This window comes from Variovorax sp. GW531-E2 (assembly GCF_059423125.1).
In genome coordinates this window covers 1-25971 of record NZ_JBWKXQ010000074.1, presented here as the reverse complement: position 1 = coordinate 25971, position 25971 = coordinate 1, and the positions used below count along the sequence as shown (strand labels likewise).

The 25971-nt window shown below is 70.3% G+C and carries 20 protein-coding genes; 12 read left to right on the top strand and 8 right to left on the bottom strand.

Annotation, left to right across the window (positions count from 1 at the left end):
- The first annotated feature begins 6 nt into the window (after window positions 1–6).
- The 10 genes from tssF (at window position 7) to AC07XP_RS28630 (ending at window position 16298) form a co-directional block, all read left to right on the top strand.
- Window positions 7–1899 carry a type VI secretion system baseplate subunit TssF gene (gene tssF / locus AC07XP_RS28675; protein WP_495266570.1) on the top strand — a complete coding sequence of 631 codons (1893 nt, stop codon included), beginning with the start codon at window positions 7–9 and terminating at the stop codon, window positions 1897–1899.
- Window positions 1896–2951 (top strand): type VI secretion system baseplate subunit TssG, encoded by a 1056-nt coding sequence (gene tssG, locus AC07XP_RS28670; RefSeq protein ID WP_495266569.1) that lies wholly within the window; start codon window positions 1896–1898, stop codon window positions 2949–2951. The genes tssF and tssG overlap by 4 nt, the downstream gene beginning before the upstream one ends.
- Before the next feature lie 39 nt (window positions 2952–2990).
- Entirely contained in the window at window positions 2991–5684 is a 2694-nt protein-coding gene (tssH, locus tag AC07XP_RS28665; protein WP_159273679.1) for a type VI secretion system ATPase TssH, read from the top strand.
- Window positions 5685–5724: 40 nt separating this feature from the next.
- A complete protein-coding gene (locus AC07XP_RS28660; protein WP_495266568.1) occupies window positions 5725–8895 on the top strand; it encodes a type VI secretion system Vgr family protein in 3171 nt (1056 codons plus the stop codon).
- An 18-nt stretch (window positions 8896–8913) separates the two neighbouring features.
- Window positions 8914–11520, top strand: a complete 2607-nt coding sequence (locus AC07XP_RS28655; protein ID WP_495266567.1) for a DUF2169 family type VI secretion system accessory protein — start codon at window positions 8914–8916, stop codon at window positions 11518–11520.
- Window positions 11517–12569, top strand: coding sequence for a pentapeptide repeat-containing protein (locus AC07XP_RS28650; protein ID WP_495266566.1), 1053 nt, complete (start codon window positions 11517–11519; stop codon window positions 12567–12569). Before AC07XP_RS28655 ends, AC07XP_RS28650 begins: the two co-directional genes overlap by 4 nt.
- A 27-nt stretch (window positions 12570–12596) precedes the next feature.
- Window positions 12597–13268, top strand: a complete 672-nt coding sequence (locus AC07XP_RS28645) for a DUF3540 domain-containing protein (RefSeq protein ID WP_495266565.1) — start codon at window positions 12597–12599, stop codon at window positions 13266–13268.
- Between the two features lie 11 nt (window positions 13269–13279).
- Window positions 13280–13675 carry a DUF4150 domain-containing protein gene (locus AC07XP_RS28640; protein WP_062482207.1) on the top strand — a complete coding sequence of 132 codons (396 nt, stop codon included), beginning with the start codon at window positions 13280–13282 and terminating at the stop codon, window positions 13673–13675.
- A gap of 114 nt (window positions 13676–13789) precedes the next feature.
- The gene (gene tagH, locus AC07XP_RS28635; protein ID WP_495266564.1) at window positions 13790–15460 is read left to right on the top strand and encodes a type VI secretion system-associated FHA domain protein TagH; all 1671 of its coding nucleotides are present in this window, start codon (window positions 13790–13792) and stop codon (window positions 15458–15460) included.
- A gap of 43 nt (window positions 15461–15503) precedes the next feature.
- Entirely contained in the window at window positions 15504–16298 is a 795-nt protein-coding gene (locus tag AC07XP_RS28630; RefSeq protein WP_056584571.1) for a PP2C family protein-serine/threonine phosphatase, read from the top strand.
- A 71-nt stretch (window positions 16299–16369) separates the two neighbouring features.
- Here AC07XP_RS28630 and AC07XP_RS28625 read toward each other — a convergent pair whose 3' ends face one another.
- From AC07XP_RS28625 to tssA, 5 genes are all read right to left on the bottom strand, one after another.
- Window positions 16370–16870: a peptidoglycan-binding domain-containing protein gene (locus AC07XP_RS28625; protein ID WP_062482201.1), complete on the bottom strand. Its 501-nt coding sequence runs from the start codon at window positions 16868–16870 to the stop codon at window positions 16370–16372.
- 88 nt (window positions 16871–16958) lie between these two features.
- On the bottom strand, window positions 16959–17438 hold the full coding sequence (locus AC07XP_RS28620) for an Hcp family type VI secretion system effector (protein WP_056584576.1): 480 nt from the start codon (window positions 17436–17438) through the stop codon (window positions 16959–16961).
- 152 nt (window positions 17439–17590) lie between these two features.
- Window positions 17591–19084, bottom strand: a complete 1494-nt coding sequence (gene tssC, locus AC07XP_RS28615; protein WP_062482199.1) for a type VI secretion system contractile sheath large subunit — start codon at window positions 19082–19084, stop codon at window positions 17591–17593.
- Between the two features lie 57 nt (window positions 19085–19141).
- The gene (tssB, locus tag AC07XP_RS28610) at window positions 19142–19654 is read right to left on the bottom strand and encodes a type VI secretion system contractile sheath small subunit (RefSeq protein ID WP_062482197.1); all 513 of its coding nucleotides are present in this window, start codon (window positions 19652–19654) and stop codon (window positions 19142–19144) included.
- A gap of 49 nt (window positions 19655–19703) precedes the next feature.
- On the bottom strand, window positions 19704–20735 hold the full coding sequence (tssA, locus tag AC07XP_RS28605) for a type VI secretion system protein TssA (protein WP_495266563.1): 1032 nt from the start codon (window positions 20733–20735) through the stop codon (window positions 19704–19706).
- Window positions 20736–20806: 71 nt separating this feature from the next.
- On the opposite strand from tssA, the gene tssJ reads away from it, so the two are divergent.
- On the top strand, window positions 20807–21325 hold the full coding sequence (gene tssJ / locus AC07XP_RS28600) for a type VI secretion system lipoprotein TssJ (protein WP_495266562.1): 519 nt from the start codon (window positions 20807–20809) through the stop codon (window positions 21323–21325).
- Between the two features lie 19 nt (window positions 21326–21344).
- On the opposite strand, the gene AC07XP_RS28595 is transcribed toward tssJ, so the two are convergent.
- Together AC07XP_RS28595 and AC07XP_RS28590 are read right to left on the bottom strand one after the other, a co-directional pair.
- Window positions 21345–22460: a type VI secretion system protein gene (locus tag AC07XP_RS28595; protein ID WP_495266561.1), complete on the bottom strand. Its 1116-nt coding sequence runs from the start codon at window positions 22458–22460 to the stop codon at window positions 21345–21347.
- Window positions 22461–22477: 17 nt separating this feature from the next.
- The gene (locus AC07XP_RS28590; RefSeq protein WP_495266560.1) at window positions 22478–23803 is read right to left on the bottom strand and encodes a DotU family type IV/VI secretion system protein; all 1326 of its coding nucleotides are present in this window, start codon (window positions 23801–23803) and stop codon (window positions 22478–22480) included.
- Window positions 23804–24056: 253 nt separating this feature from the next.
- Here AC07XP_RS28590 and AC07XP_RS28585 point away from each other — a divergent pair, with 253 nt between their 5' ends.
- Window positions 24057–24758, top strand: coding sequence for a response regulator transcription factor (locus AC07XP_RS28585; protein ID WP_095743417.1), 702 nt, complete (start codon window positions 24057–24059; stop codon window positions 24756–24758).
- Between the two features lie 13 nt (window positions 24759–24771).
- Here the strand turns inward: AC07XP_RS28585 and AC07XP_RS28580 are convergent.
- Window positions 24772–25971 (bottom strand): NUDIX hydrolase (locus tag AC07XP_RS28580; protein WP_495266559.1); only part of this gene is annotated, 1200 nt, incomplete at its 5' end.

The window sequence follows — 25971 nt, the reverse complement described above, 5'->3', positions numbered from 1 at the left end:
GTCCACATGGACCCTCGGCTGCTGAGCCTGTACGAGCAGGAGCTGCGCTACTTCCGCGAAAGCGCCTCGGAGTTCGCCCGTGCGTTCCCGAAGATCGCGCACCGGCTGGGCATCGAGGGCCAGGAAGTCGCCGACCCGTACGTGGAGCGGCTGATCGAGGCCACGGCTTTCCTTTCGGCGCGCGTGGGCCTGAAGCTCGATGCCGAATACCCGCGCTTCACGGGCCACCTGCTCGACATCGTCTACCCGCACTTCCTGGCGCCGACGCCGGCCATGACGGTGGTGTCGTTCGTGCCCGACCCGGAAGACGCCAACCTCGCGGCCGGCCCCACGTTGCCGCGCGGCGCCGGCCTGCGCGCGCGCCAGGCCGTGGGGCAGAACACGCACTGCGAGTTCCGCACCGCCGCCGCGTTGCGCATCTGGCCGATCGAGGTGCAGCGCGCCCAGTACTTCACCTACGCGCCCGACCTGCCGCTGAATACCCACCCGCAGTCGCGCGCCATCCGCGGCGGCCTGCGCATCGCACTGCGCGCCACGGCGGGGCTGGACTTCAGCCAGATCGCGCTCGACGAGCTGGTGCTGCACTTCGGCGGCGCGGAAGACGTGGCGTGGCAGCTGCACGAATGCGCGCTCGGCCAGTCCGTGGGCGTGTGGGTGCGCCCGCTCACGGCCGGCGGCGCCTTGCAGGGCGCGGTGCGCAGCCTGCCGGGCAGCGCCATCGGCGCGGTCGGCTTCGGGGACGACGAGGCGCTGCTGCCCGTCACGGCCACCGGCTTCTCGGGCTTTCGGCTGCTGCAGGAGTACTTCGCGTTCCCGCAGCGCTTCCAGTTCGTGCGCATCGGCGGGCTGCAGGCGCTGCTCGCGACGATGCCGGTGACCGAGCTGGAGATCGTGCTGCTGTTCTCGCGCGGCGATGCGGCGCTCGAGAAGCTGGTGAGCGCCGACAACGTGCAGCTGCACTGCGTGCCCGCCGTCAACCTGTTCACCAAGCGGCTCGACCGCGTGCCCGTGACCGAAGGCGTGAGCCAGTTCCACCTGGTGCCCGACCGCACGCGGCCGCAGGACTTCGAGGTGCACACCGTCACCGAGGTCATCGGCCACGGCGCGCCGGGGGCCGACGCCGCGGTGGCCGAGCAGCCGTTCCGGCCGTTCTACTCGGCCTTCCACGGCAGCCGCAACAGCCACCCGGCCTACTTCACGACCACGCGCGAGCCGCGCATGCTCTCGGTGCGCCAGCGCACCGAAGGCCACCGCAGCAGCCACATCGGCTCCGAGGTCTACATGCAGATCGTCGACCCGCAGCAGGCGCCCTATGCCGCCACGCTGCGCCAGCTTGCCGTGACCGCGCTGTGCACCAACCGCGACCTGCCGCTTCTGATGCCGCTGGGGCGCGACAACGATTTCGACTGCGTCGACTCCTTTCCCGTGCAGCGCGTGCGCATGGTGCGCGGGCCGTCGCGGCCGGTGTCGCCGGTGGTGAGCCAGGGGCTGGGCTGGCGCGTCATCGACCACCTGGCGCTCAATTACCTGTCGCTGTCCGACAGCACGCCGGAGCAGGGCGCCGCCGCGCTGCGCGAGACGCTCATGCTCTACGCCGTGCATGCCGACGAGATGCGCCAGGGCCAGGTGCGCGGGCTGCTGTCGGTCAAGAGCAAGCCCGTGGCGCGGCGCCTGCCGCTCGCGGGCCCGATCGCCTTCGGGCGCGGGCTCGAGGTGACGCTCGAAGTCGACAAGGACGCCTTCCACGGCCACAGCGCCTTCCTGTTCGGTGCCGTGCTGGCGCAGTTTCTCGCGCGCCATGTCGAGGTGAACCACTTCGTCGAGACCGTGCTGCGCGTGGCGGGCAAGGGCGAAGCCATGCGCTGGAGGCCGCTGTGCGGGACACGCCAGATTCTGTGAGCACGCGGGTGGACAACGCGCTGCGCGGGTGGTCGGCGCAGCCGTGGGACTTCGACTACTTCGCCGTGATGCGGCGCATCGAGTCCGTCGCCAGGACCACGCCGCGCTGGGGCCGCGCCCTGCTGCCCAGCGCCGAGCCGGTGCGCGTGGGGCAGGAGCCCTCGCTGTCGTTCGCGCCCGCCAGCTTCAGCCGCTTCGAGCCGGCCACCGCGCATTCGCCGCCGCGCCTGCGCCAGCACTTCTTCGGCTACATCGGCCCCAACGGCCCGCTGCCGGTGCACCTGAGCGACTTCATCCGCGAGCGCAGCCTGAACCACGGCGACCCGACCTGGCTGGCTTTTCTCGACACCTTCTCGCACCGCTTCTCGCTGCACTTCTATCGCGCGTGGGCGCAGTCGCGGCCGGCCGTGGCGCTCGACCGGCCGGGCGAAGACCGCTTCCGCCTGCAGGTGGGTGCGCTGGTCGGCATCGGCACGCCGGGGCGCATCGACCGCGACGAGATCCACGACGACGCGCGTCTGCATTTCTCGGGCTGGCTCGCGCGCCGCGTGCACAACGCGGAAAGCGTGGAGTCGGTGCTGTGCAGTTATTTCGGCGTGCCGGTGAAGCTGGAGCGCTGGGTCGGCCACTGGATGCGCGTGCCCACGGACGAGGTCACGCGCCTGGGGCAGGGCGAGAGTTCGCGCGCGATGGGCATGGGCGCGATGCTCGGCACGCGCGCGTGGGACCGCCAGCACCGCGTGCGCCTGCACCTGGGGCCGCTCACGATCGACCAGTACCGCATGTTCCTTCCCATCGGCAACGCGCAGCCCGTGCTGCAGCGCTGGATGCAGCAGCTGCTCGGCGACACCCTCGAATGGGACGCCCAGCTGGTGCTCGAGAAAGTACAGGTGCCACCCACGCGCCTGGGCCAGGCCCGGGGCAACGGCCCGCGCCTGGGCTGGGTCTCGTGGCTCGGCGAACGCCCGCGCACGCGCGATGCGGCCGACGTGCGCATTGCCAGCCAGCCGTCGAGGGCGCGCCTGCCGCAGCAGCCCGCCTCTTTTCAATAAACCCATCTTCATTCGTTCAGAAGAGATACGGAGTCCTCCATGAGTGAAATCAGCCGCACTGCCCTCTTCGGCAAACTCAACTCGCTGGCCTACAAGGCCATCGAGGGCGCCACCGTCTTCTGCAAGATGCGCGGCAACCCGTACGTGGAGCTGGAGCACTGGTTCGCCCAGCTGCTGCAGGCGCAGGATTCCGACCTGCACCGCGTGATCCAGCACTACGGCCTCGATGTGTCGGTGATCGCGAAGGACATGACGGCCGCGCTCGACCGCCTGCCGCGCGGCGCCACCGCCATCAGCGATTTTTCGCCGCACATCGAGAACGCCATCGAGCGCGCCTGGACCTACGCCACCCTGCAGTTCGGCGAGGCGCAGGTGCGCACCGGCTACATCCTGGTGGGCATGCTCAAGACGCAGAGCCTGCGCAACCCGCTGTTCGGCCTGTCGAAGCAGTTCGAGAAGATCAAGGTCGAAGACCTGGCCGACAACTTCCCCAAGATTTGCGACGCCTCGCCCGAAGCGCAGATGCGTGCCCAGGACGGCACCGGCATGGGCAGCGGCGCACCCGGCGAAGACTCGGGCGCCATGGCGCCGGCCGCCATGGGCAAGGGCGATGCCCTCAAGAAATTTGCTGTCGACCTCACGGAGAAAGCCAAGAAGGGAGAGATGGATCCGGTGACCGGGCGGGACGAGGAAATCCGCCAGATCGTCGACATCCTCATGCGCCGCCGCCAGAACAACCCGCTGCTGACGGGTGAGGCGGGTGTGGGCAAGACCGCGGTGGTGGAAGGCTTCGCGCAGCGCCTGGCGCGCGGCGACGTGCCGCCGCAGTTGAAAGACGTGAAGCTGCTCACGCTCGACATCGGCCTGCTGCAGGCCGGTGCGAGCATGAAGGGCGAGTTCGAGCAGCGCCTGCGCCAGGTGATCGACGAGGTGCAGAGCTCGCCCACGCCGATCATTCTGTTCATCGACGAGATCCACACGCTGGTCGGCGCGGGCGGTGCGGCCGGTACCGGCGACGCGGCCAACCTGCTCAAGCCGGCACTGGCGCGCGGCAACCTGCGCACCATCGGCGCGACCACCTGGGCCGAGTACAAGAAATACATCGAGAAAGACCCGGCGCTCACGCGGCGCTTCCAGGTCGTGCAGGTGCCCGAGCCCGACGAGACCAAGGCGATCTTGATGCTGCGCGGCGTCGCCAGCGTGCTCGAGAAGCACCACCGCGTGCAGCTGCTCGACGAGGCCATCGAGGCGGCGGTGAAGCTGTCGCACCGCTACATTCCCGCGCGACAGCTGCCCGACAAGGCCGTGAGCCTGCTCGACACGGCCTGCGCGCGCGTGGCCGTGTCGCAGCACGCAACGCCGCCCGAAGTCGAAGACTGCATGCGCCGCATCGAAGGCCTCACGGTCGAGCAGGAGATCATCGGGCGTGAAGAAGCCATCGGCATCGACGTGACCAAGCGCGCTGCGCTGGTGGCCACGCTGCTGGCCGAATCGAAGGTGCAGCTCGAAGCGCTGAATGCGCGCTGGCAGGAAGAGAAAGGGCTGGTCGATCGCCTGCTCGAGTTGCGCAGCAAGCTGCGCGCGGGCAACAAGCCGGTCGATGAACCGGCGGCCGGTGAAGCCGCCGCCGAGGCCGGCCCCGACCGCGCCACGCTGCTGGCCGAGCTGCACGAACTGCAGACGAAGATCCACGCGGTGCAGGGCGAGTCGCCGCTGATCCTGCCGTCGGTCGACGAGCAGGCCGTGGCCTCGGTGGTCGCTGACTGGACTGGCATTCCCGTCGGCCGCATGGTCAAGAACGAAGTGGAGGCGGTGCTCAAGCTCGCCGACACGCTCAACCAGCGCGTCATCGGCCAGAAGCACGGCCTGGAGATGATCGCGCGCCGCATCCAGACCTCGCGCGCACGGCTGGACAACCCGCAGAAGCCCATCGGCGTCTTCATGCTCTGCGGCACTTCGGGCGTGGGCAAGACCGAGACCGCGCTGGCGCTGGCCGAGGCGCTTTACGGCGGCGAGCAGAACATCATCACCATCAACATGAGCGAGTTCCAGGAGGCGCACACCGTCTCCACGCTCAAGGGCGCGCCGCCCGGCTACGTGGGCTACGGCGAGGGCGGCATCCTGACCGAGGCGGTGCGCCGCCGTCCCTACAGCGTGGTGCTGCTCGACGAAGTGGAAAAGGCCCACCCCGACGTGCACGAGATCTTCTTCCAGGTCTTCGACAAGGGCTGGATGGAAGATGGCGAGGGCCGCATGATCGATTTCAAGAACACGATCATCCTGCTGACCACCAACGCCGGCAGCGAGCTCGTGATGAGCATGTGCCGCGACCCCGAGCTGCTGCCCGATTCGAACGCGCTGGCCGATGCGCTGAAGGCGCCGCTCATGAAGGTGTTCCCGCCCGCGCTCTTGGGCCGCATCGTCACCATTCCCTACTACCCGCTGTCGCCCGAGATGATGAAGAAGATCGTGCGGCTGCAGCTGGGCCGCATCAAGAAGCGCGTGGAGACCAACCACGGCGTGCCCTTCGAATACACCGAGGCGGTGATCGAGCAGGTGGTCGCGCGCTGCCAGGACCCGGAGTCGGGCGGGCGCGTGATCGACGCGATCCTCACCAACACCGTGCTGCCCACCATTTCGGTCGAGTACCTGCAACGCCTGGCCTCGGGTGGCGAGATCCGCCGCGTGGCGCTCGACGTGAAGGACGCCGACTTCACCTACGCGTTCGACTGAGCCCCCTGCAGCGCGACGCCCCACTTCCGAGAGACCCAAGATGGCCGACCACGAGTTCCGCATCGAGAGCGATTCGCCCGCCAAGGACGACCTGATGTTCTGGCGCATCGTCGGGCACGAGGCGCTGGCGCGCCCCGCGGCCTACGAGCTCACCGTGCTGTCCAGGAACAAGGACCTCGCCGCCAAGGACATCCTGGGCCACGCCTTCGACGTCGTCATCGAGTTCAAGGACGCCGACGGCGGCGCGCACGAGCGGCATTGCCAGGGCCACGCGGTGCGCTTCGTGCGCGCGGGCCACATCGGGCGGCACTACGAGTACCGCATCGCGCTGCGCTCGTGGTTCTGGCTGCTCACCAAGCGCGCCAACTCGCGCATCCACCAGGAAAAGAAGGTGCTCGAGGTGCTCGACGCGGTGTTCGAGGACAGCCCGATCAAGCGCTTCAAGAAGACCAAGGCCACCAACGTCATCGGCACGCACAACCCGCGCCGCTACTGCGTGCAGCACCAGGAGAGCGACTACCAGTTCCTGTCGCGCCTGCTGGAGGACGAAGGCATCTACTACTGGTTCGACGCGCACGACGCGCCCGGCACCATGCACCTGTCGGACGCCAGCGACATGGCGCACGACAAGCTGCCCGCGACCGACACGCTGCGCCACATGGCCGTCAACGCGGCCGAGCCGCGCTTCAACGAGATCTCGCGCTGGGTCAGCGCGCGGCAGTTCGACACCGGCAAGCATTCGTCGCGCGACAGCGACTTCAAGGCCATCAAGAAGAAGCTGGGCGCCGACATCGACAGCTCCGACCAGCACGAGCTCGCTGAGTTCGAGATGTTCGAGTTCCCCGGCGGCTACTTCAGCGGCGACGACGCCGAGACGCGCGCCAAGCTGCGCGGCGACGAACTCAACGCGCGCCGCGACCGCCACTGGGCGCTCACGCCGTGGCCCGACGTCGCGGCCGGGCGCAGCTTCAAGTTCGAGGACGACCCCGACGGCACGCGCAACGGCGACTACGTGATCGCCGCCTGCACCTTCATCGCCAGCCACCGCGGCTACGAAGGCGTGAGCGCCAGCGCGCCGGCCCAGCCCGTGCAGCGCGCGCTGGCCGAGGTGCTGCGCGACGACGCCGTGAACGCCGACACGCTGCCGGTGCTGGAAGAACTCATCGCCGCCACGCCCGCGCTGGCCGCCGCGCAGACCGGCAGCAGCCTCTTCCTGCTCACCGTGATGCCGGTCGACCGCCCGTTCCGCGCGCCGCGCCTCACGCCGCGCGTGACCATGCCCGGCCCGCAGACGGCGATCGTGGTCGGCCCCAAGGGCGACGAGCTGCACGTGGACGACCACGGCCGCGTGAAGGTGCACTTTCACTGGGACCGCTACGACGACAGCAATGAGAAGTCGACCTGCTGGGTGCGCGTGTCGCAGCCCTGGGGCGGCAAGGGCTGGGGCGGCTACTTCGCGCCGCGCATCGGCCAGGAGGTGATCGTCGACTTCCTCAACGGCGACCCCGACCGGCCGGTGATCGTGGGCCGCGTCTACAACGACGACCAGCCCATTCCCTACAAGTCGCCCACGCAGAGCGGCTTCCGGACCCGGTCCACGCCGGGCGGCGGCGTGAACAACTACAACGAGATCATGTTCGAGGACAAGAAGGGGTCCGAGAACATCAACATCCACGCCGAACTCGACATGAGCCGCAGCGTGGAGCGCGACGACTCGGGCAGCGTGGGCCGCGACCAGTCGCTCAAGGTCGACCGCGACCAGACCGTGAGCGTGCAGCGCAACCGCACGGTCAACGTCACCAACAACGAGACCAAGAGCGTCAAGGTGGCGCAGAAGATCACCGTCGGCGCCAGCCAGGACGTGCACGTGGTGGCCAACCAGACCACCAACGTGGACGGCGCGCACGCGCTGGTGGTCAAGGGCGACCACCGCATCGAGACCAAGTCCGCGCGCACCGACTTCACGGCCTCCAACGAAAGCCGCACCGTGGGCGGCAACCAGACGGTGACCATCGCCGGCAACATGGCGCACAAGGCGTCGCGCATGACCTTCGAGGCCGGCCACATCGAGTTCAAGGTGACCGGCGGCAACTCGATGAAGATGGACGCCGGCGTGGCGCCGTTCCAGGCCAACTTCATGCAGTACAGCCTGGTGAGCAACACGCACATCAACCTGATGGCCATCGGCGACATCAACCAGACCTCGCTGGGCTCCAACACCACGGTGCTCGGCGCCAACAGCAGCGGTTACATCGGCACCAACAGCGAGGCGAACCTGGGCGCGGCGCGTTCCACCTTCCTGGGCATGAGCATGGACAACGCCGTGGGGCTGGCGGTGGCCAACTTCATGGGCATGCAGATCGAGAACACCATCGCGCTCAAGCTCGAGACGGTGGCCTCGATGGGCATCGAGCGCAAGCTCGGCAGCCTGCGCGAGGCGCCGATCCACATCTTCAAGGCCGGCGGCGGCGGGGGCGGGGGCGGTGGACCGCCGCCGCTGAACCGCGTGGCCGCGCTCTTCTCGGCGGTGGGCGCGATCCGCGGGCTGTTCCTGGGTGCGCGCGACGTGGAGGCCACCTTCACCCAGTACGAGAACGCGGCCAAGCAGCTCGAGGAGGCGGCCAAGGACCCGGACGTCGGCCGCATTCCCGGCCTGCAGAAGCGCCTGCAGGACATGGCCGGGCTGGCACGCGATCGCAAGGCGCAGGGCGAGGCGCTGGCGGGATCGCACTACGGCACCGACACGGCGATCGGTGCGGGTACCGGCGCAGCGCTGGGCCTGGTGACCGGGCCGTTCGCGATCATCGCGTCGCCGGTGCTGGGTGTCGCGGGCGCCGTGGTGGGCGGTCCGATCGGCGCGATGGGCCGCGCGATGGGCAGCGGTGCCGAGGACCAGGCCGATGCGCTCAAGCCGGCCGAGGACGGCTCGGTGCCCGCGCCCCAGCCGACCCCTCAGCCCTCGCCGGCGCAGACGGCACCGGCCGGCACCGGCGAGCCCGCCAGTTCGAGCCAGCCGGCGGGGCCGAGCGAACCCGCCAGTTCGAGTCAACCGGCAGGGCCCACCAGCGAGCCTGCCAGTTCGAGCCAACCGTCCGGGCCCAGCGAGCCCGCCAGCTCGAACCAGCCGCCGGCGGCGGACGGGCCCCAGAGCACGCCCGGACCCACCAGCTCGCAAGACCCCAACAGCTCCGGCGGGTCGGGCACGCCCTGACGGGCCGGACCGCACGCGATGCAGATCAACAAGCCGCAGGCCCTGGGCCTGTCCACCCGCCCGATCGAATACCGGGGCCGGCGCGCGCTGTGCATCAGCGCGCTGCTGCATGTGCCGCTGGAACAGGGCGCGCACGGCCGGCTGTGGGGCGAGCAGTCGATGTGGGACTTTCTGGCCGAAGAAATGGCGGAGCCCCTGGTCGACGAAGGCGTGGCCAAGCTCACCGCCGAATTCCTGGTGCACGGCCGGGCCTGCCCGCCGTCGGCACCGGCCACCGGCTGCGCGGTGCGCGTGCGCGTGGGGCCGGTGAGCAAGACGCTGGTGGTGATGGGCGACCGGCACTGGGAGGGCGAACGCGCCAGCGCGCCGCAGCCCTACACGCAGATGCCGATCGGCTGGGAGCGCGCCTACGGCGGTGCCGATTTCGCGGCCAACCCTGCAGGCATCGGCCGGGCCGCCGTGCAGGGCGTGCGCCCGCTGCCCAATGTGGAATGGCCGCACGCACCGCTGCACCATCCCGACCAGGTGGCGGAGCCGGCCGGCTTCGGCCGCCTCGATCCGATGCACCCGGCGCGTGCCGCCTGGCGCGGCACCTACGGACCGGAGTACATGCGCGAGCACGCGCCCGGCTTTGCGCCCGACACCGACTGGCGCTTCTTCAACGTGGCCCCCGCCGACCAGTGGTTTGCCGAACCGCTGCGCGGCGACGAAGAACTCGAGTTCGTCCACCTGCATCCCGAGCACCCCACGCTCACCGGGCGCCTGCCCGGCCTGCGCGCGCGCGTGTTCGCCGCCTACGCGATGGGCGCGGGGCAGGACGACGCGCTGCGCGAAGTGCCGATGCGCCTGACCACCGTGTGGTGCTTTCCGCATGCGCAGCGGCTGGTGCTGGTCTTCCACGGCCTGGCGGAGATGGCCAGCGACGACGGCAGCGACATCCGCGGCATGACCTGCGGCGTGGAGCGCATCACCGAGGCGCCGCGCCCCGATGCGCACTACCTGCACGTGATCGCGCAGCGCGCCGATCCGCGCCTGGGCCTGGTCCACAGCCTGCGCGACAGCGACCTGCTGCCCGAGGGCCTGGACATCACCGATCCGCATGCCGAGGCCGCGCGCGCGCCCTTCGCCAGCGACGGCGTGCAGGCGCAGGCCCAGTACCGGCGCGCCGAACTCGATGTGGCCATGGCCCGCGAACAGCTGCGCGGGCTCGGCAAGGACCCCGACGCGCTGGGCGTGACGATGCCGCCGCGCGAGCCCGTGCCCAAGCCCGACGAGCTGGCCGAGGTGCTGCAGCGGCAGATCGAAGCCTCCGAGTTGCAGCAGCTGCATGCACTCAACGACGTGCTCGCGCACATGGAGCAGGCCATCGCGATGGCGCGCGAGCGCGGCGTCGACCTGGCGCAGTTGCAGCACCGCGGACCGCCCACCTACCGCGCCGAGCAGGACCTGAAGCAGCTCGAACAGACCGCGCGGCACGAGAAACGCGACTTCCGGCCCGAGGTGGTCTACGGCCCGCTGCTGCAGAAAGAGGGCGCCGACTCGCTGGGCTACCTGCAGGCGGCGCACCAGCAGCCGCCGGTCGATCGCATGGCGCCCGATGCGGCCGCGGCGTTGCGCGACGAGATCCGGCGGGCGGCGGCATCGGGCTTTCGCGCCTTCCGCGGCATGGACCTCACCGGCGCCGACCTGCACGGGCTGGACCTGCGCGGCGCGGACTTCACCGGCGCCTGGCTCGAAAGCGCCGACCTGCGCCAGGCGAACCTCTCGGGCGCCAACTTTTCATATGCGGTGCTGGCGCATGCCGAGCTGAGCGGCGCCATCGCCATCGGCGCCAACTTCGAGGGTGCCAACCTGGGCGCGAGCCGCCTGGACGGCTGCGTGCTGGACGACGCCGACCTGCGCACCGCCGTGCTCGAGCGCTGCCAGCTGGAAGGCGCACGCGGCGCGCGCGCGCAGCTGGGCGGCACCTCGTTGCTGGACGCGGCCTGGGGCCGTTGCGACTGGAGCGAGGCGCAGGCCGGCGGGCAGGTGTTCTATCGCGCGGACCTGCGCACCGTCGTCTTCACGGGCGCGACGCTGGCCGGCGCCAGCTTCGTCGAGTGCGACCTGCGCGGTGTCGATCTGCGCGGCGCCGACCTCGCGGGCGCCAACTTTGTCGACTGCCAATTGCAGGGCGCGCGCTGGACGCAGGCGCGCGCCGCCGGCGTGGTCGTCACGCCCGCGTGCGACATGACGGGCGCGGACCTCGGCCATGCCGACCTCGCGCATGCCAACTTTGGCGGCGTGGCGATGGCCGACGCCAGCTTTGCCGGCGCCGTGGCCGACGGCGCCAACTTCACCGGCGCGCGCATGCCCGGCAGCGACTGGCGCCTGGCCTCGGCGCGCGGTGCGCTGCTGCGCAAGGCCGTGCTGCGCGGGGCGCGGATGTCCGGCGCCGACCTGCGCGACGCCATGCTCCAGCACGCCGACCTGCGCGGCGCCGACCTGCGGCGCAGCAACCTGTTCCAGGCCGACCTGTCGCGCGTGCGCCTGGACGGCGACGTGCGGCTGGACGACGCGCTGCTCACACGCACCCGCACCTGGCCGCGGCTGAGCGCCGCCGAGCAGGCGCAGCCCGTGCCATGACGCCCGAAGTCCTGGCCATGGCCGCCGCCATCGGCGAGCCCATCGAGTCGCTGGATCTGCAGGGCGGCCACTTTGCGCGCGCCGCGCTGGCCGGCGCGCTGTTCAGCAAGGTCGACCTGCGCCGGGCCGACCTGCGCGGCGCCGACCTGCACGAGGCGGTGTTCGACCAGTGCGACCTGCGCGGCACGCTGCTGGGCACGGCCGATCTGCGGCGGGCCACCTTCAACCAGTGCCAGCTCACGCACGCCGACCTGGGCGAGGCGCGGCTGCATGCCGCCACCCTGAACGAGTGCGAGGTGTCGCACGCGCGGCTGGCCGGTGCCGATGCGTCCATGCTCGTGGCCAACCGCAGCAAGTTCGCCCACGCCGGCCTGCAGGACGCGAGCCTGGACAACGCCACCTTCAACCAGTGCAGCCTGTTCGATGCCAGCGCGGAGCGCGTCAACTGGCGCCAGGCGACGCTGATGGAATGCGACGTGCGTCACCTGAACTGGAGCGGCGGCAATTTCGAGCGCACGGTGTTCGTCAAGACCCCGCTGGCGGGGCAGGACTTTCGCGGCCAGTCGCTGCGCGGCTGCCAGTTCGCCGGGGTCGACCTGCAGGGCGCCGACTTCACCGACGCCCGCCTGCCGCAGTGCAGCTTCCAGGGCGCGCTGCTGGGCGGTGCGCGGCTGGCCGGCGTGCAGGCGCCGCGCGCCATCTTCTGCGAGGCGCAGGCGGCCGGCGTCGATTTCTCGGGCGCCGACCTCACGCAGGCGCTGTTCACCGGCGCGTTGCTCGAAGGCAGCGTGTTCGCACGCGCCCGCCTACACCAGGTGCATTTCGCCGGTGCGCGCATGGCACGCGCGCAGTGGCAGAACGCGGTGCTCGACCACGCCGACCTCAGCCACGCCGACCTGCGCGGCTGCGACATGGAGGGCGCCTCGCTGCTGCGCGCCCAGCTGCACGGCGCGCTCACCGAAGGCGCGCGCATCGACGACCACGCCCGCGCGCTGACGCAAGACCCGCAGCGCGCCGAGGCCGAGCGCTGGCGCGCCGTCGCCGCCTGACCCCATCCGCACATCCTGGAGAGCCCCATGAGCAAGACCCGAACCCCCGGCAGAAGCCCCAGCCAGCGCAGCCTGCACAGCCAGAGCCAACCGGTCTGCGCGCCGGCGGTCGACCCCACCGTCGCCATCGCCGGCGCCTGCCAGGGCGGCCTCGTCACCGCCGTCGGGCCTGATGCCACCGTGCGTGTGCGCGTCGGCCTGCGGGGCGAGGTGCAGGCGCGGCGTGCGGCCAGCTGCCTGCTGGTGCCGGCCGTCGGCGACACCGTGGCCTGCCTGCGCACCGGCCCGTCGGAGCTGTGGGTGCTGGCGGTGCTGCAGCGCGACGCGGCGCAGCCGGCCGTGCTGCGGTGCGACGGCGCCCTGCACCTGGAGGCCGCGCGGCTGCAGCTCGATGCCGACCAGCTCGAGCTGCGCGGGCGTCGCACCCACCTGGTGGCCGACGAGGTGGAGGTGGCCGCGCGGCAGTTCCGGCTGTGCGCGGGCACCATCAAGTTCGTCGGTTCGGTGCTCTCGAGCGTGATGGACCGCGTCACCCACTTCAGCCGCCACTACCTGCGCACCACGCAGGGCACCGACCGCGTGCAGGCCATGCACATCGACCACGAGGCGCAGCAGCTGATGCAGCTCAAGGCCGAGCATGTGATGGTCAACGGCGGCAAGCTGGTCAAGACGCGCGGCGCGCAGATCCACTTCGGTTGAGGAGACGTCCCATGTTCGCCAACTGCCAGCTCATGGGCACCGACATGGCCTTCCCCGACGTCTGCATGACGCCGGCCGCGCCGTCGCCGCTGCCCATTCCGTACCCGAACATCGCGATGGGCGCGATGGCCATTCCCAACTGCCCCACGATCCTCATCATGGGCGGCCCGGCGCACAACCTGGGCACCACGATCCCGATGAGCAACGGCGACAACCCCGGGGTGCTGCTGGGCGTGGCCTCCGGCACCGTGATGGGGCCGTGCCGCCATCTCACGGGCGCGTTCACCGTGCTCTTCCAGGGCATGCCCGCCACGCGCCTGACCAGCAACTCGCTGCAGAACAGCACCAACTGCCCGGGCGTGCGCGCGGTGCCGAGCCAGTCGCTCGTGCTGCTGCTGGCGCCGTGAGGCCGCGAAGGCGCGCATGCGGCATACCTCTTAAGGCGAGATTGCCAACCGGCCCCACGGAATGAATACTCCTTGCGAGATTGCACGGGCGCAGCCGCCATCGGGGGCCGATTCATGATCCATATCGCTGTCATCACCCGGCAAGGCATGCCGGCCGGACCGTCCATCGCCGCGGACTTCGGACCCGGCGGCGGCACCATCGGCCGCGCCGACACCAACGCGCTCGTGCTCGACGACCCCGACCGCACCGTCTCGCGCGTGCACGCGCAGGTGCTGTGCCGCGACGGGCAGTACTTCATCGTCGATCGCGGCAGCAACGCGATGCAATGCAATGGCGTGTCGCTGGGCGCGGGCAAGGAAGCGGCGCTGACCGACGGTGCGCGCCTTGTCATCGGCAGCTTCGAACTCTCGGTGCGCGTGATGGCCGCTGCGGCGGCGCCACGCGCGCCGGTCATCCCCAACACCGTGATGTCGGCGCCGGCCGCCGCGCCCGCCGCCAGCAGCGACGATCCGTTCGCCGACCTGCTCGCGGGACTGGGATCGCCGCCCGCGCCCGCGCCGGCGCCTGCTGCAGCCCGTGCCGCCGCCGCGCCCGCCGAGTCGCTGCTCTTTCCCGACCCGATGGCCAGCGGCTCGCGCAATGCGCAGGCCGACCAGGTCGACCCGTTCGCGAATCTGCTGGGCCCCACGCCGTCGGCCGCTCCCTCTGCCGGGCTCGGCGCGCTCGACGATTTTTCCGATCTCGGCGCGCCGCCCGCGCACGGCAAGGCCGCGAGCATCGACGACCTGTTCGGTGGTTCGCCGGGCGCCGGCGGCATCGGCGGTGATCCGCTCGCGCTGTCGCCGCTGGCCGATCCGCTGCTGCAGCCCAACACCGCGTCGGACGCCGACCCGCTGGCCGCGTTGCAGCGCGCGGCGCCCGCCACGCCGGTGCCGCGCTCCGATCATTTGCCGATCGACCAGTTCGGCTTCGAGCCGCCGAAGGCCATCACGCCGCCACCGCCGCCTCCTCCTCCTGCGCCTGCGCCCGTGGCCCCGCTCGGGAAGTTCGACGACGTGACCGGCCAGCCGATCCGCATCAGCGGGCCCGAGAACGCCGGCCGCGTCGCCGAGCCGCCGCCCCCTCCGCCACCACCGCCGCCCGTGTATGTCGCGCCGCCGGCACCAGCAGCCACGTCCACGCGCACCGCCTCCGACGACGAACTGCTCGCCGCCTTCCTGCGCGGCCTGGCGAGCACGCACCAGCCGCCCGAAATGCTCACGCCCGGCCTCATGGAGCGCATCGGGTCGATGCTGCGCACCGCCACCGAGGGCACGCTGCAGTTGCTGCTCACGCGCCAGGAGTTCAAGCGCGAGGTGCGCGCCGAGGTCACGATGATCGCGTCGCAGGCCAACAACCCGCTCAAGTTCTCGCCCACCGTCGAGGTCGCGCTGGCGCACCTGCTGGGGCCCGGCGTGCGCGGCTTCATGCCGCCCGAGGCCGCGATGCGCGACGCCTTCGACGACCTGCGCGCGCACCAGTTCGGCGTGATGGTGGGCATGCGCGCGGCGCTGGCCCATGTCATCGGGCGCTTCGAGCCGGCCGAGCTCGAGAAGAAGATCAGCGCGAAGACAGCGCTCGACGCGCTCTTTGCCGCCAACCGCAAGGCCAAGCTCTGGGACCAGTTCGTGGCGCTGTACGGCGGCATCGCGAGCGAGGCCGAGGACGACTTCCACAGCCTCTTCGGCAAGGCCTTCCTCGCGGCCTACGAAGAGCAGATGGCGCGCCTGAAGTCCGACACCTGAGAAGACAACCAGAACAACCCCCAGCACTCGCGAGGCACCCCGCTTGGAAATCGAAATCGTCACGCTCTCCCGGCAGGGCGGGCGCACCTACAACGAGGACGTGCACGGCCACTGGCACGACGAGCGCTACGTCGCCTGCCTGGTGGCCGACGGCGCGGGCGGTCACGGCGGCGGCGACGTGGCGGCGGCCACGGTGCGCGCCAGCGTGCTCGGCGGCTTCTCGGGGGCGCCCTCGCTGGACGAGGCCGCGCTGCGCGCGCTGATCGAGCGCGCCAACCTGGACGTGGTGGCGCGCCAGGCCGAAGGCGGCAAGCTCGCCGGCATGCGCTCCACGGTGGTGTTCGCGGTGATCGACCTGGAGCGCGAGGTGCTGGCCTGGGTGCACAGCGGCGACAGCCGCGCCTACCTGTTCCGCGGCGGCGCCATCGTGGCGCGCACCACCGACCACAGCCTGGTGCAGCAGATGGTGGCGGGCGGCATGCTCGACGAGGAGGGCGCGCGCCTGCATCCGCAGCGCAACATGCTGCTGTCGGCACTGGGCTCGATCGAGGAGGCGCCCGACATCGCGGTGTCCGACCGCATGCGCCTCTTGCCCGGCGACGTGCTGCTCTTGTGCAGCGACGGCGTGTGGGAGCCGCTGGGCGACGAGTGCCTGGTCGACACGCTGCACGCCTCGCGCACGCCCAGCCAGTGGACCGAGCTGCTCGACGCGCAGATCAAGGCCAACGCCAAGCCGGGCCACGACAACTACACGGCGCTCACGCTGTGGGTGATCGAGGACGCCGACGACGACATGACGCGGCTGCTGCCCGAGAACGTCGCGTCGACAGACCCCTGAGCGTGGCGCCATCCTTCAAGCCAAACGCCCATCCGATGGATGGGCGTTTTGCTTGGGGCCGCTGAGGCTGTTCAGCTGTACTTGCTGGCCTTCTTCTTGACTTTCTTCAGCGCGCTGCGCAGCAACGCGGGCATGTCTTCCCGGTTCGGCAGGTTGCTGTAGTTGTCGATGTTCTGCTCTTCGCAGCTGTTGGCACAGCCGTTGTTCAGCAGGTCGAGCGCGTAGCGCGTCTTGCTGATCGTGCTGGACGCACCGGGCTCGCGGAACGGATCGAAGATGCCGTCCGGCAGGACCTTGCGCCCGCGTGCGATCGCCTGTTCCTGGAAGTGCGTGATGTGCTTCTGCGTGACCGGCCCGTAATAGCCGTCCACCACGATCACCTCGGTCGCGCCGGGGGGCGGGTCGAAGTCGTGGTTGAAGCCGAGCAGCTCGTAGTAGAAGATCTTGAACAGGGCCTGCACCAGCATCACGTCTTCACGCGTGTTGGAGCCGATCCGTCCGACCGACCAATCGGAGTTGTAGGTCGTGTGCAGCTTGCCGCTGGTACCGATGAGTGTGGTGCTGAATGCCATGGCATTGCTCCGGTGAGGACACGGGCAGGGACCGGCCCCGGCACCGTGGGGTGCCAGGGGCGGACGGGGCTGGCGGGTCCGTCGCCCGTCAGCGGGTTTCGGTGGTGGCCACGTTCCAGCCGAACTTCACCTCGCCGCCGCCGGCGCCCTTTTCGTCCTGGCCCTTGTAGGCGAACTCGATGTCCTTGAAGCTGCAGGACACCTGCTCGTGCACGTCGCCGCCCTGTGCGCCGCCGGGGCCCACGCTGGAGATGAAGACTTCCTTGAGCGTGACCTTCAGGTACTCCTGCTGGCCTTCGCCCGACTTGCGGCAGGTCATGACCATGTCCTTGAAGTGCTTGCCGCTCACGCAGTTCTTGGCGAGCACGGGGGATGCCTTGTCGTAGGTGTGCGTGAAATTGAATTCACCCGGCGTGGCCTTGCCCTTGCCCGAACCGCCGCCCGATCCCGCGCCCGATGCGTTGCTCACGTTCCAGGACCACGACGAAATCTCGATCTCGTCCTTGTGGTCCTTGTGAGAAGACTCGCCCTTGACGCCGTCGAGCTTGATGTGAAAGTCAGATGACATGTTCCTACTCCTTGGAACCCGATTGCATTCGGGCGGTTGATGATCGAAACGAAAAAAATGGCTGCCGGCGGTGGGAGAAAAGTTCCGATGCCCGGCAGCTACTCATAGAACGAAACGGAACCGGAAATTCAAGAAGAATCCGCAGATTTTTTTCAACCGGCGCCCTTGGCCGTCGGCAGCTTGGACACCAGCCGCAGCGAGACCGTGAGGCCTTCGAGCTGGTAGTGCGGGCGCAGGAAGAACTTGGACGTGTAGTAGCCCGGGTTGCCCTCGACTTCTTCCACGATCACCTCGGCGGCGGCCAGCGGCTTCTGGGCCTTGGTGGTTTCCGAGGAGTTGGCGGGGTCGCCGTCCACGTAGTTCATGATCCATTTGTTGAGCCAGCGCTGCATGTCCTCGCGCTCCTTGAAGCTGCCGACCTTGTCGCGCACGATGCACTTCAGGTAGTGCGCAAAGCGGTTGCAGGCAAAGAGGTAAGGCAGGCGCGCCGCCAGGTTGGCGTTGGCCGTGGCGTCGGGGTCGTCGTACTCGGCCGGCTTGTTCAGCGACTGCGCGCCGATGAAGGCGGCGAAGTCGGAGTTCTTGCGGTGGATCATCGACAGCAGGCCGGCCTTCGAGAGCTCGGCCTCGCGCCGGTCGCTGATGGCGATCTCGGTGGGGCACTTCTGGTCCACGCCGCCGTCGTCGCTGGGGAAGGTGTGCAGCGGCAGGTTTTCCACCGCGCCGCCCGACTCGATGCCGCGGATGCGCGAACCCCAGCCGTACAGCTTGTACGAGCGGTTGATGTTGGTCGCCATCGCATAGGCGGCGTTGGCCCAGGCGTATTTGCTGTGGTCGGCGCCGGCGGTGTCTTCCTCGAAGTCGAACTCTTCCACCGGGTTGGTGTTGGCGCCGTAGGGCGTGCGTGCCAGGAAGCGCGGCATGCACATGCCCAGGTACTTGGAGTCGTCCGACTCGCGCAGGCTGCGCCAGCCGGCGTACTCGGGCGTGGAGAAGATCTTGGTCAGGTCGCGCGGGTTGGCCAGCTCCTGCCACGACTCCATCTGCATGAGGTTGGGGCTCGCGCCCGTGATGAAGGGCGCGTGGGCCGAGGCGGCGATCTTGGCCATCTCGCCGAGCATCTCGACGTCGGGCGGGCTCTGGTCGAAGTGGTAGTCGCCCACCAGCGCGCCGAAGGGCTCGCCGCCGAACTGGCCGTACTCTTCCTCGTAGATCTTCTTGAACATCGGGCTCTGGTCCCAGGCCGCGCCCTTGAACTTCTTGAGGTTCTTGGCCAGCTCCTGCTTGGAGATGTCCATCACCCGGATCTTCAGGTTCTCGTCGGTCTCGGTGTTGTTCACCATGTAGTGCAGGCCGCGCCACGCACTCTCGAGCTTCTGGTAGTCGGGGTGGTGGATGATCTTGTTCACCTGGTCGGTGAGCTTGGCGTCGATCGCGGCGATCATGGCCTGGATCGACTTGGTCACGTCCTTGCCGATGACGGTGCTGTTGCTCAGCGCCTGCTGCGCCAGCGTGAGCACGGCGGCTTCGACGGCGCTCTTGGCTTCGTCGCTGCGCGGTTTGAATTCTTTCTGCAGCAGCGACGAAAAGTCGCTTCCCGCGTACGCAACGTCTTTCAGTGCGCTCTGCTCGAGTGCGTCGGCCATGATGGTTTCTCCTCGTGTACCGGTGTGTGTCTGTCAGGAATCGGGGCTGGGTGAGGCTCAGGCGGCGGCTTCGCCGTCCCCGGGCTTCTTGCTGGCGGCCAGCGTCTGCAGCAGGGCCGGGTCTTCGAGCACCTTGGCCAGCAGGTCTTCGGCGCCGCCCTTGCCGTCCATGTAGGTCACGAGGTTCGACAGCTGCGTGCGCGCTTCGAGCAGCTTGTTCAGCGCGCCCACCTTGCGGGCCACGGCGGCGGGCGAGAAGTCGTCCATGCTGTCGAAGGTGAGCTCGACCTTCAGGTCGCCCTCGCCGGTGAGCGAGTTCTCCACCGCGAAGGCGGCGCGCGGCTTCATGGCCTTCATGCGGGCGTCGAAGTTGTCGACGTCGAACTCGAGGAACTTGCGGTCGACCACGGGTGCGAGCGGGTCGGCGGGCTTGCCCGACAGGTCGGCCAGCACGCCCATCACGAAGGGCAGCTGGATCTTTTTCTCGGCGCCGTAGAGCTCCACGTCGTATTCGATCTGGACCCGGGGCGCGCGGTTGCGTGCGATGAATTTCTGACTGCTCTTGGCCATGGCGATGCTCCTTGCGGGAATGAAAGGGGACGGGTGGAAACGGCGGCGGTCATTCGGACTGGCGTTTGCCCGTCACGGTCTCGATGGTGTCCATCGCGTTGGGCGCGAGGTTGGCCATGATGTCCAGGAAGCTCACGCCGATGAGCTTCTTGGCGCGTTCGATCAGGAGCGGCGCGGGGTTGCCGGGCTCGGCCTGTTCGAGGTAGCGGATGACGCGGTCGAGCATCTGCACCGCGTCCTGGCGGTTCTGGATCTCGCCGCGCGGCGCGGCCGGGCGGGCCGCGTTGCCGGAGGGGGCGTCGCCGCCTTCGGCTGCACCCTCGTCGGCCGAGGCTTCCGGTGCGCCGGCTGCCGCCGTGCAGGCCTTGGCGACCGTGCGCGACACGGTGCGCAGCGTGCCGAGGTCCACCGCATCGGTGCGGCCGGTGCGCTCGCCCAGCAGCTTCTGCAGACGGTCGAGCAGCGCGGGCAGGCCGATGGCGGCCTGCAGCTGTTCGGGGTGTGCGGCGTGCAGGGCCTCGAGCCCGCCATGCACCTGCGCGGGCGAATACGAGGCTTCGCCGCCGACGGCGTTGAGCACGCCGTGCGCAATGGCGATGTCGCGCACGCGGATCGGGCCCACGCCGGGCGCGTTGCCCACCGAGGCGTCGTACAGGTCGCGCGGCACCATGCTGTCGTCGCTCAGCGGCGCGAGCGCGTTCAGGCGCATCGTGGGGTCGTTGTCGTCATCCGCATCCAGCTTTGGATGTATGCCGTCCCAGAAGGTGTCGAGCAGCGAGGTGAGCAATTGCAGGCCCGCGGTGAAGCCGGCCACGCCCTGCAGGCGGGTCGCGGCGCGCAGCAGCAGCACGGCGGCGCGCACGTCCTTGCTGCGGCGCAGCTGCGCATCGGCGCGTTCGGCCACGTCGCGCCAGTCGGGTTCGACGGCGGGGATCACGGTGTCGCCGAACTGCTGTTCGGCCTTGCCTTGCGCCGCCGTCGTGAGGGCCATGAAGTCCGCGTCGTACTCCAGGTCGTCCCCGCAAGGCGAGGCCTCGCCGATGGGCGTGAGCAGTGCGTCGACGAGTTGGGGAGTCAGCATGTTGCCTGTTCGAGTTCGCTGGTGATAATCAAAGATGCGTCAGGACCGGTCAATGCAACGAAGGGAATAGCATGCGCACGCTGGGTACACACCATTCGTCCTATGAGCACTCCGTGGCGTGGCCTTCCCGGCGACGTCTCGCAGCCCTTGGCCTTGCTGCAGCGGGTCTTCTGATGGCGGGCTGCGCGAGCAAACCGGTGGTCACGCCGGTGTCGATCACGCTCACGGCCGGCGCCGACGCCAACCCCGATGCGCGCGGCCGCGCCTCGCCGCTCACGGTGCGCGTCTACGCGCTCAAGACGCCAGGGCCCTTCGAAGGCGCCGACTTCTTCTCGCTGTTCGAGAAAGACCAGGCCACGCTCGGCGCCGAGCTGGTGCAGCGCGAAGAAATGCTGCTGCGCCCCGGCGAGAGCAAGAAGCTCGACCTCACGCTGCCGGCCGATGCCAAGGCGATCGGCGTGATGGCCGCGTTCCGCGACCTCGACCGCGCACGCTGGCGCGAGGTGCGCGCGGTCACCCCGGGCCAGGCGCAGGTGCTCAACGTGACCTTCGGCGCGCGCCAGATCCGCGTCGACGCTGCGGCCAAGTAGCGCCAGCTGCACGGCGACCTCAGCGAAGTTCCGCCGGCACCGTGGGCGCAAAGCGCCCCGGCCGCACCAGCGGCTGGTCCGCCGGCAGGAAGCGGCCGAACAGGTCGCTCACGAACGCGGCGCCCGTGCCGTTCTCCGACGCCGTCGCTGTGAGGTACAGCCCGCGCCAGCGCGGCGCGCGCACCCCTTTGCCGTGCCCCTCGAACAGCCCCTGCGCGACTTGCCGCAAGGCCGGCTGCAAGGTGCGCACGCTCTCCACGAAGCCATGCAGCGCGAGCCGCCCCGCGGGACCCGGCTGCTCGCGCAGCAGGGCCATGCGCAGGCCGTGCAGCTGCGCCACGAGCGGATCGAACAGCGCATCGAGCCGGTCGGCGGCGCGCGCTGCGTGCGCCGCGAACGGGTGCTCCACGCGGTGGCCGAGTGCCTGCGCGAGCACCTCGGGCGGCAGCGCGGCGCGCAGCGTGGCGTAGCCCTTCAGGCCTTCGAGGCCCGTCACGACGAGGTAGACCGGCAGCTGCAGGCGCAGCGTGTCGCTGGCCTCGTCGAGCAGGCGGCGCATGTTCGCGGTGGCGCGCTTGCGCAGGGCCGGGTCGCCGTACAGCAGGTCGCCGGCCGCCACGCACACCACCACGCCGTGCAGCGGCAGGCGTTCGCGTCGCTCGGCAAGCGCCAGCAGCGACTGCAGCCAGAGCCCGCGCGCGGGCGCCGTGCCGGCCTGGTCGCCGATGGCGTCGGGATGCAGCTCGATGGCCGTCAGCGCGCCGGTGGTCCACCAGCGCCACCAGGGCGTGCCGGGTGCCTCGTGCGGCGGCGGCGCCACGCACTCGGCACGGGCCGCCGAGAGCAGCCCCGGCAGCCCGGTGGCCGGACCGCCGATGAAGAGGAACCACGGCGCCGTCGCGCGCGTGCGCGGCGCCTGCCGCAGCGAGGTGCGCGCCTGCGCCATGGCCTCCTTCAGCGCGTCGACGGCGGCGTGGTCGGCGGGCGCGCCGAGGGCGTCGACGCGCCGCAGCAGTCCCCGTCGCCGCGCGCCGCGGCCGGCGTCGCGCACGGCGGCGTACAGCAGCGCCAGGCCGGCGAGGCAGGCCGCGAGCAGCGGCCAGAAGAGGTGCACGGGTGACAGCGTGTCGAACATGGTGGGGAAGGGCGAGGTCAGCGCGCCACGGTTTCGAGGGAGATGAAGTCGGCGATCAGCCGCTCGCTGTTCTTGCTCGCGGCCAGCGCCTCGCGCAGGCGCAGCAGGTAGGCCGAGGCCATCTCGTACGGCGGTCGGTCGGAGGTTTCGCTGAACGGCATCGGCGCCGACAGCACGGTGATCAGCACGTTGCCGAAGGGCGGACTCACGAGCCAGCTCGAGGGAATGTCGGACCCGAGTTCCAGCGACTCGCCCGCGCGCAGCCGCGTCGGGGCCGGCCCGGTGTTCAGGTGCATCACGGAGCCATCGGCGGTGTAGTAGTCGACCCAGATGTAGCTCTCGTGGCGCGGCGCCACCACCTGCACGCGCACCGCGTCGCCCTCGCGCAGCCGGCCGTCGCGCGCGGACGGCGCGCTCACGCTCAGTCCGTGGTTCTTCTGGCGGTTGCGCGCCTGCGAGGGCTTGAGGATGGCGAACACCTCGCAGTGCGGCCACACGCGCAGCCCGATGTCGAACTGCGGCGCGCGCACGCCGGGAATGGCCGCGACGTCCTCCGCCACCTTGAGCAGGTCGTCGCGCTGCGAGACGAAGCCGGTCACGCGCGGGCGGCCGTCGGGGTCGATCGAGGCCTCGAGGTCGGCGCAGGCGTAGCTGGCGAGTTGCCGGTCGATGCGCTGCGTGAGCGCCGTGCCGGCGGCCGGCGGCCCCGCCAGCCAGTGCCACAGCAGGAAGAGCGCGGGCACGAGCACGGCGAGCGCGGCGCCGGTGCGCAGCACGGTGCGGTCGCGCCGCCGCATGTCGGCCGGGCCGCGCGGGTCGGGCACGCCGTAGGGCTGGGGCGTGATGTGGTCCTGCGCGAGGCTGCCGAGTTCGAGCGGCGGCGGTTGCAGCTGCCGGCCGTGCAGGTCCTTCAGCTTGCCGAGCTCGCCCTCGTCGCCCGACTCGAAGTAGTACTGGCCCTTGAAGCCGTGCGCCAGCGCATGCCAGTAGACCTCGCGCACCGCGTGGTCCTGCGCGCCGAGGGCCGAGAGGTGGTGGAAGAACTCGCTGTGCGCGTTGTTGGAGTTGAACAGCTGCACCTGCAGCGGCGCCGCGCCATCCACGGCGTCGGGGTGGCGCGCCAGGATCTCGTCGAGCCACGCGACCATCGCGAAGGCGGCCGATTCGATCTGCGTGGCGGTGGCGCCCGCCACGTCGGCGTCGGCGCGTGCGATGTCCAGCAGGCGCAGGGCCTCGCGCTGGGCGTCGCCGTGGGTGAGGGTGGGGCGGCCGGCCGCGATCGATGCGTCCAGGCCGAGACCGAAGGCAATGAAGGGCGAGAAGCAGTCGAGCAGGCGGGCCATGAGGGATGCCCGCTTCTCAAGCGTGCATTGCGAAGCATGCCTTGCACCGGCGTCTGCAGCGATCGCACATGCCCATGTCCCCGGTCGTTGGAGTGGGCGTTCATTTTTTCAACGGGCCCACGGGGCCGCCATACCGCTTGGGGTCTATGCCGTTGGTGGGGCGCGGCGGCCTTGCTGGACGGAGCAATCGCCGTTATCTTCGCAGTCGCAGAAGAATCCAATGCACATTGACGTTGGGACACTGGGGTATGCCATGAAAATTCTGATCGCCGACGACCACCGGCTCGTCATCGAGGCGGTCAAAGCCAAGTTGTCGGAGCTGGGAGCTGGCATCGAGTTCGTCCTGGCGCTGAGCGTCGACGAGTTGCTTGCCGGCGCGACCGACGATCTCGACCTGGCCCTGATCGACCTCAACATGCCCGGCGCGGACGGGCAGGCCCACATCGACGAGATCCGGCGACGACACCCGGCCGTGCCCGTGATCGTGCTGTCGGGCTATGAAGACCCGTCCATCATGCGCAGCGCGCTCGAACGCGGCGTGCTCGGTTTCATTCCCAAGGCCTACTCGCCCGACGTCATGCTGTCGGCCGTGCGCCTGGTGCTGGCGGGCGGCGTGTACGTGCCGCCGATGATGCTCACGGCGCTGCCGCCGGGCATCGTGGCCGGCGTGTCGCCGTCGTCTGCCGCGGCGGGCGAGCCCTTTGCGCGCGGCGGCAACGGCGGTGGCGGCACCCAGACGCTCGAACACCTGCGCAGCGTGCTCACCGAGCGGCAGGTCGAGGTGCTGCAACTGCTGTCGCAAGGCAAGCCGAACAAGCTCATCGGGCGCAGCCTGGGCATCAGCGAAGGCACGGTGAAGATCCACCTGGCCGCCATCTTCCGGGCACTCAACGTGCGCAACCGCACCGAAGCGGTGGTGGCGGCGCAGGCGCTGACGGAAGCGCAGCAGGCCTGAAGAAAGACGTGGCTCAGTCGGCGAGCGCCGACGCCGGGCGGCGCATGAAGCCGCGCGCGGGCACGATCCATTCGACGCGGTGATCCGTCTCGACGGCGGTGGTCGTCGTGTCGTGCGTGAACAGCATGCGCTCCTCGGCCAGCAGGAAGCGCTGTGCGCCCAGCACATGGAGCGTGGCGCCGCCGAGGTCCAGGGACTGCGGCGCAGCGTCCGCCGACAGCACCCACCGCACCGGCCCGGGCGCCGCCGCCCGCAGCGCGGCCTCGTGCGCCGCATCGCCGGGCACGCGGTTGACCAGCGCCCAGCCCTCGGTGCCGCCGACGAGAAAACTGTTGAGGCCGCTGTCGTGCACGACGCGCAGCACGCGCGCGGACAGCGGCGTGACCAGGCCCGCTTCGAGCGCATAGCGGCCGCCGCCCTGGCCGTCGGGATCGAGGTGCCCGATCTCGTCGTAGGCGGGCTCTTCCATGTTCACCGGGCGCCGGCCCTGGGGACCGTCGGCCAGGCGCGGCATGGTCAGCGGGATGCGGCGCAGCGCGCGCGCATGGGCCATGAAGTCGTCGACGCGGGCGAAGGTGGCCAGGTGCTCGAGCACGCGCCGCGTCACGTTCAGCAGCTTGAGGCCGCGTTCGGGGCTGACCGCGTCGGCGGGCTTCAGCCACAGGTGCTCGACGGTTTCGCGGCCGTCGGGGCGCACGTCCTGGCCGGCGGGCATCGCGGCGGCGAAGAAGCGCGTGTCGAAGCGGCGCGGCATGCCGGGCGGGGTCAGCCAGTGGCTGAAGTACGCGATGCGGTCGACGGCAAGGCACCAGCCGCGCTCGGCACACAGGGCGAGCAGGGCGTCGGTGCTGCGCTCGGCGGCGGCGCGCATCGCGTCGAGTTCGCCCGACGTGAGCGCGAGCAGCTCGACCGGCCGGCCCTGCGCATCGTTCGCGAGCAGCAGCCCGGCCTCTTCGAAGCATTCGCGGATCGCCGCAGCGTGGAAGTCGAGCCCGCCTTCGGGCAGGCCCAGCCGCGCGCTCGCGGCGGCGTCGTCCAGGCCCGCGCACAGCGGGTGCAGCAGGCGGTCGTGCGCGTCGACCATGCCACCCGGGAAGACGCTGGCGCCGCTGTTCTGGTCGTTGGCCTTCTCGGCCCGGCGCAGCATCAGCACCTCGAGGCCTTCGGGGCCGTCGCGCAGGACGACGAGCGTGGCGGCGGTGCGGATGGGGCG

What these genes read in the sequence shown, in the direction of transcription:
- tssF (WP_495266570.1), top strand. Translation starts at nt 7, where the DNA reads ATGGACCCTCGGCTGCTGAGCCTGTACGAGCAGGAGCTGCGCTACTTC.
- tssH (WP_159273679.1), top strand. Translation starts at nt 2,991, where the DNA reads ATGAGTGAAATCAGCCGCACTGCCCTCTTCGGCAAACTCAACTCGCTG.
- AC07XP_RS28660 (WP_495266568.1), top strand. Translation starts at nt 5,725, where the DNA reads ATGGCCGACCACGAGTTCCGCATCGAGAGCGATTCGCCCGCCAAGGAC.
- AC07XP_RS28655 (WP_495266567.1), top strand. Translation starts at nt 8,914, where the DNA reads ATGCAGATCAACAAGCCGCAGGCCCTGGGCCTGTCCACCCGCCCGATC.
- AC07XP_RS28650 (WP_495266566.1), top strand. Translation starts at nt 11,517, where the DNA reads ATGACGCCCGAAGTCCTGGCCATGGCCGCCGCCATCGGCGAGCCCATC.
- AC07XP_RS28645 (WP_495266565.1), top strand. Translation starts at nt 12,597, where the DNA reads ATGAGCAAGACCCGAACCCCCGGCAGAAGCCCCAGCCAGCGCAGCCTG.
- AC07XP_RS28640 (WP_062482207.1), top strand. Translation starts at nt 13,280, where the DNA reads ATGTTCGCCAACTGCCAGCTCATGGGCACCGACATGGCCTTCCCCGAC.
- tagH (WP_495266564.1), top strand. Translation starts at nt 13,790, where the DNA reads ATGATCCATATCGCTGTCATCACCCGGCAAGGCATGCCGGCCGGACCG.
- AC07XP_RS28625 (WP_062482201.1), bottom strand. Translation starts at nt 16,870, where the DNA reads ATGGCATTCAGCACCACACTCATCGGTACCAGCGGCAAGCTGCACACG.
- AC07XP_RS28620 (WP_056584576.1), bottom strand. Translation starts at nt 17,438, where the DNA reads ATGTCATCTGACTTTCACATCAAGCTCGACGGCGTCAAGGGCGAGTCT.
- tssC (WP_062482199.1), bottom strand. Translation starts at nt 19,084, where the DNA reads ATGGCCGACGCACTCGAGCAGAGCGCACTGAAAGACGTTGCGTACGCG.
- tssB (WP_062482197.1), bottom strand. Translation starts at nt 19,654, where the DNA reads ATGGCCAAGAGCAGTCAGAAATTCATCGCACGCAACCGCGCGCCCCGG.
- tssA (WP_495266563.1), bottom strand. Translation starts at nt 20,735, where the DNA reads ATGCTGACTCCCCAACTCGTCGACGCACTGCTCACGCCCATCGGCGAG.
- tssJ (WP_495266562.1), top strand. Translation starts at nt 20,807, where the DNA reads ATGCGCACGCTGGGTACACACCATTCGTCCTATGAGCACTCCGTGGCG.
- AC07XP_RS28595 (WP_495266561.1), bottom strand. Translation starts at nt 22,460, where the DNA reads ATGTTCGACACGCTGTCACCCGTGCACCTCTTCTGGCCGCTGCTCGCG.
- AC07XP_RS28590 (WP_495266560.1), bottom strand. Translation starts at nt 23,803, where the DNA reads ATGGCCCGCCTGCTCGACTGCTTCTCGCCCTTCATTGCCTTCGGTCTC.
- AC07XP_RS28585 (WP_095743417.1), top strand. Translation starts at nt 24,057, where the DNA reads ATGAAAATTCTGATCGCCGACGACCACCGGCTCGTCATCGAGGCGGTC.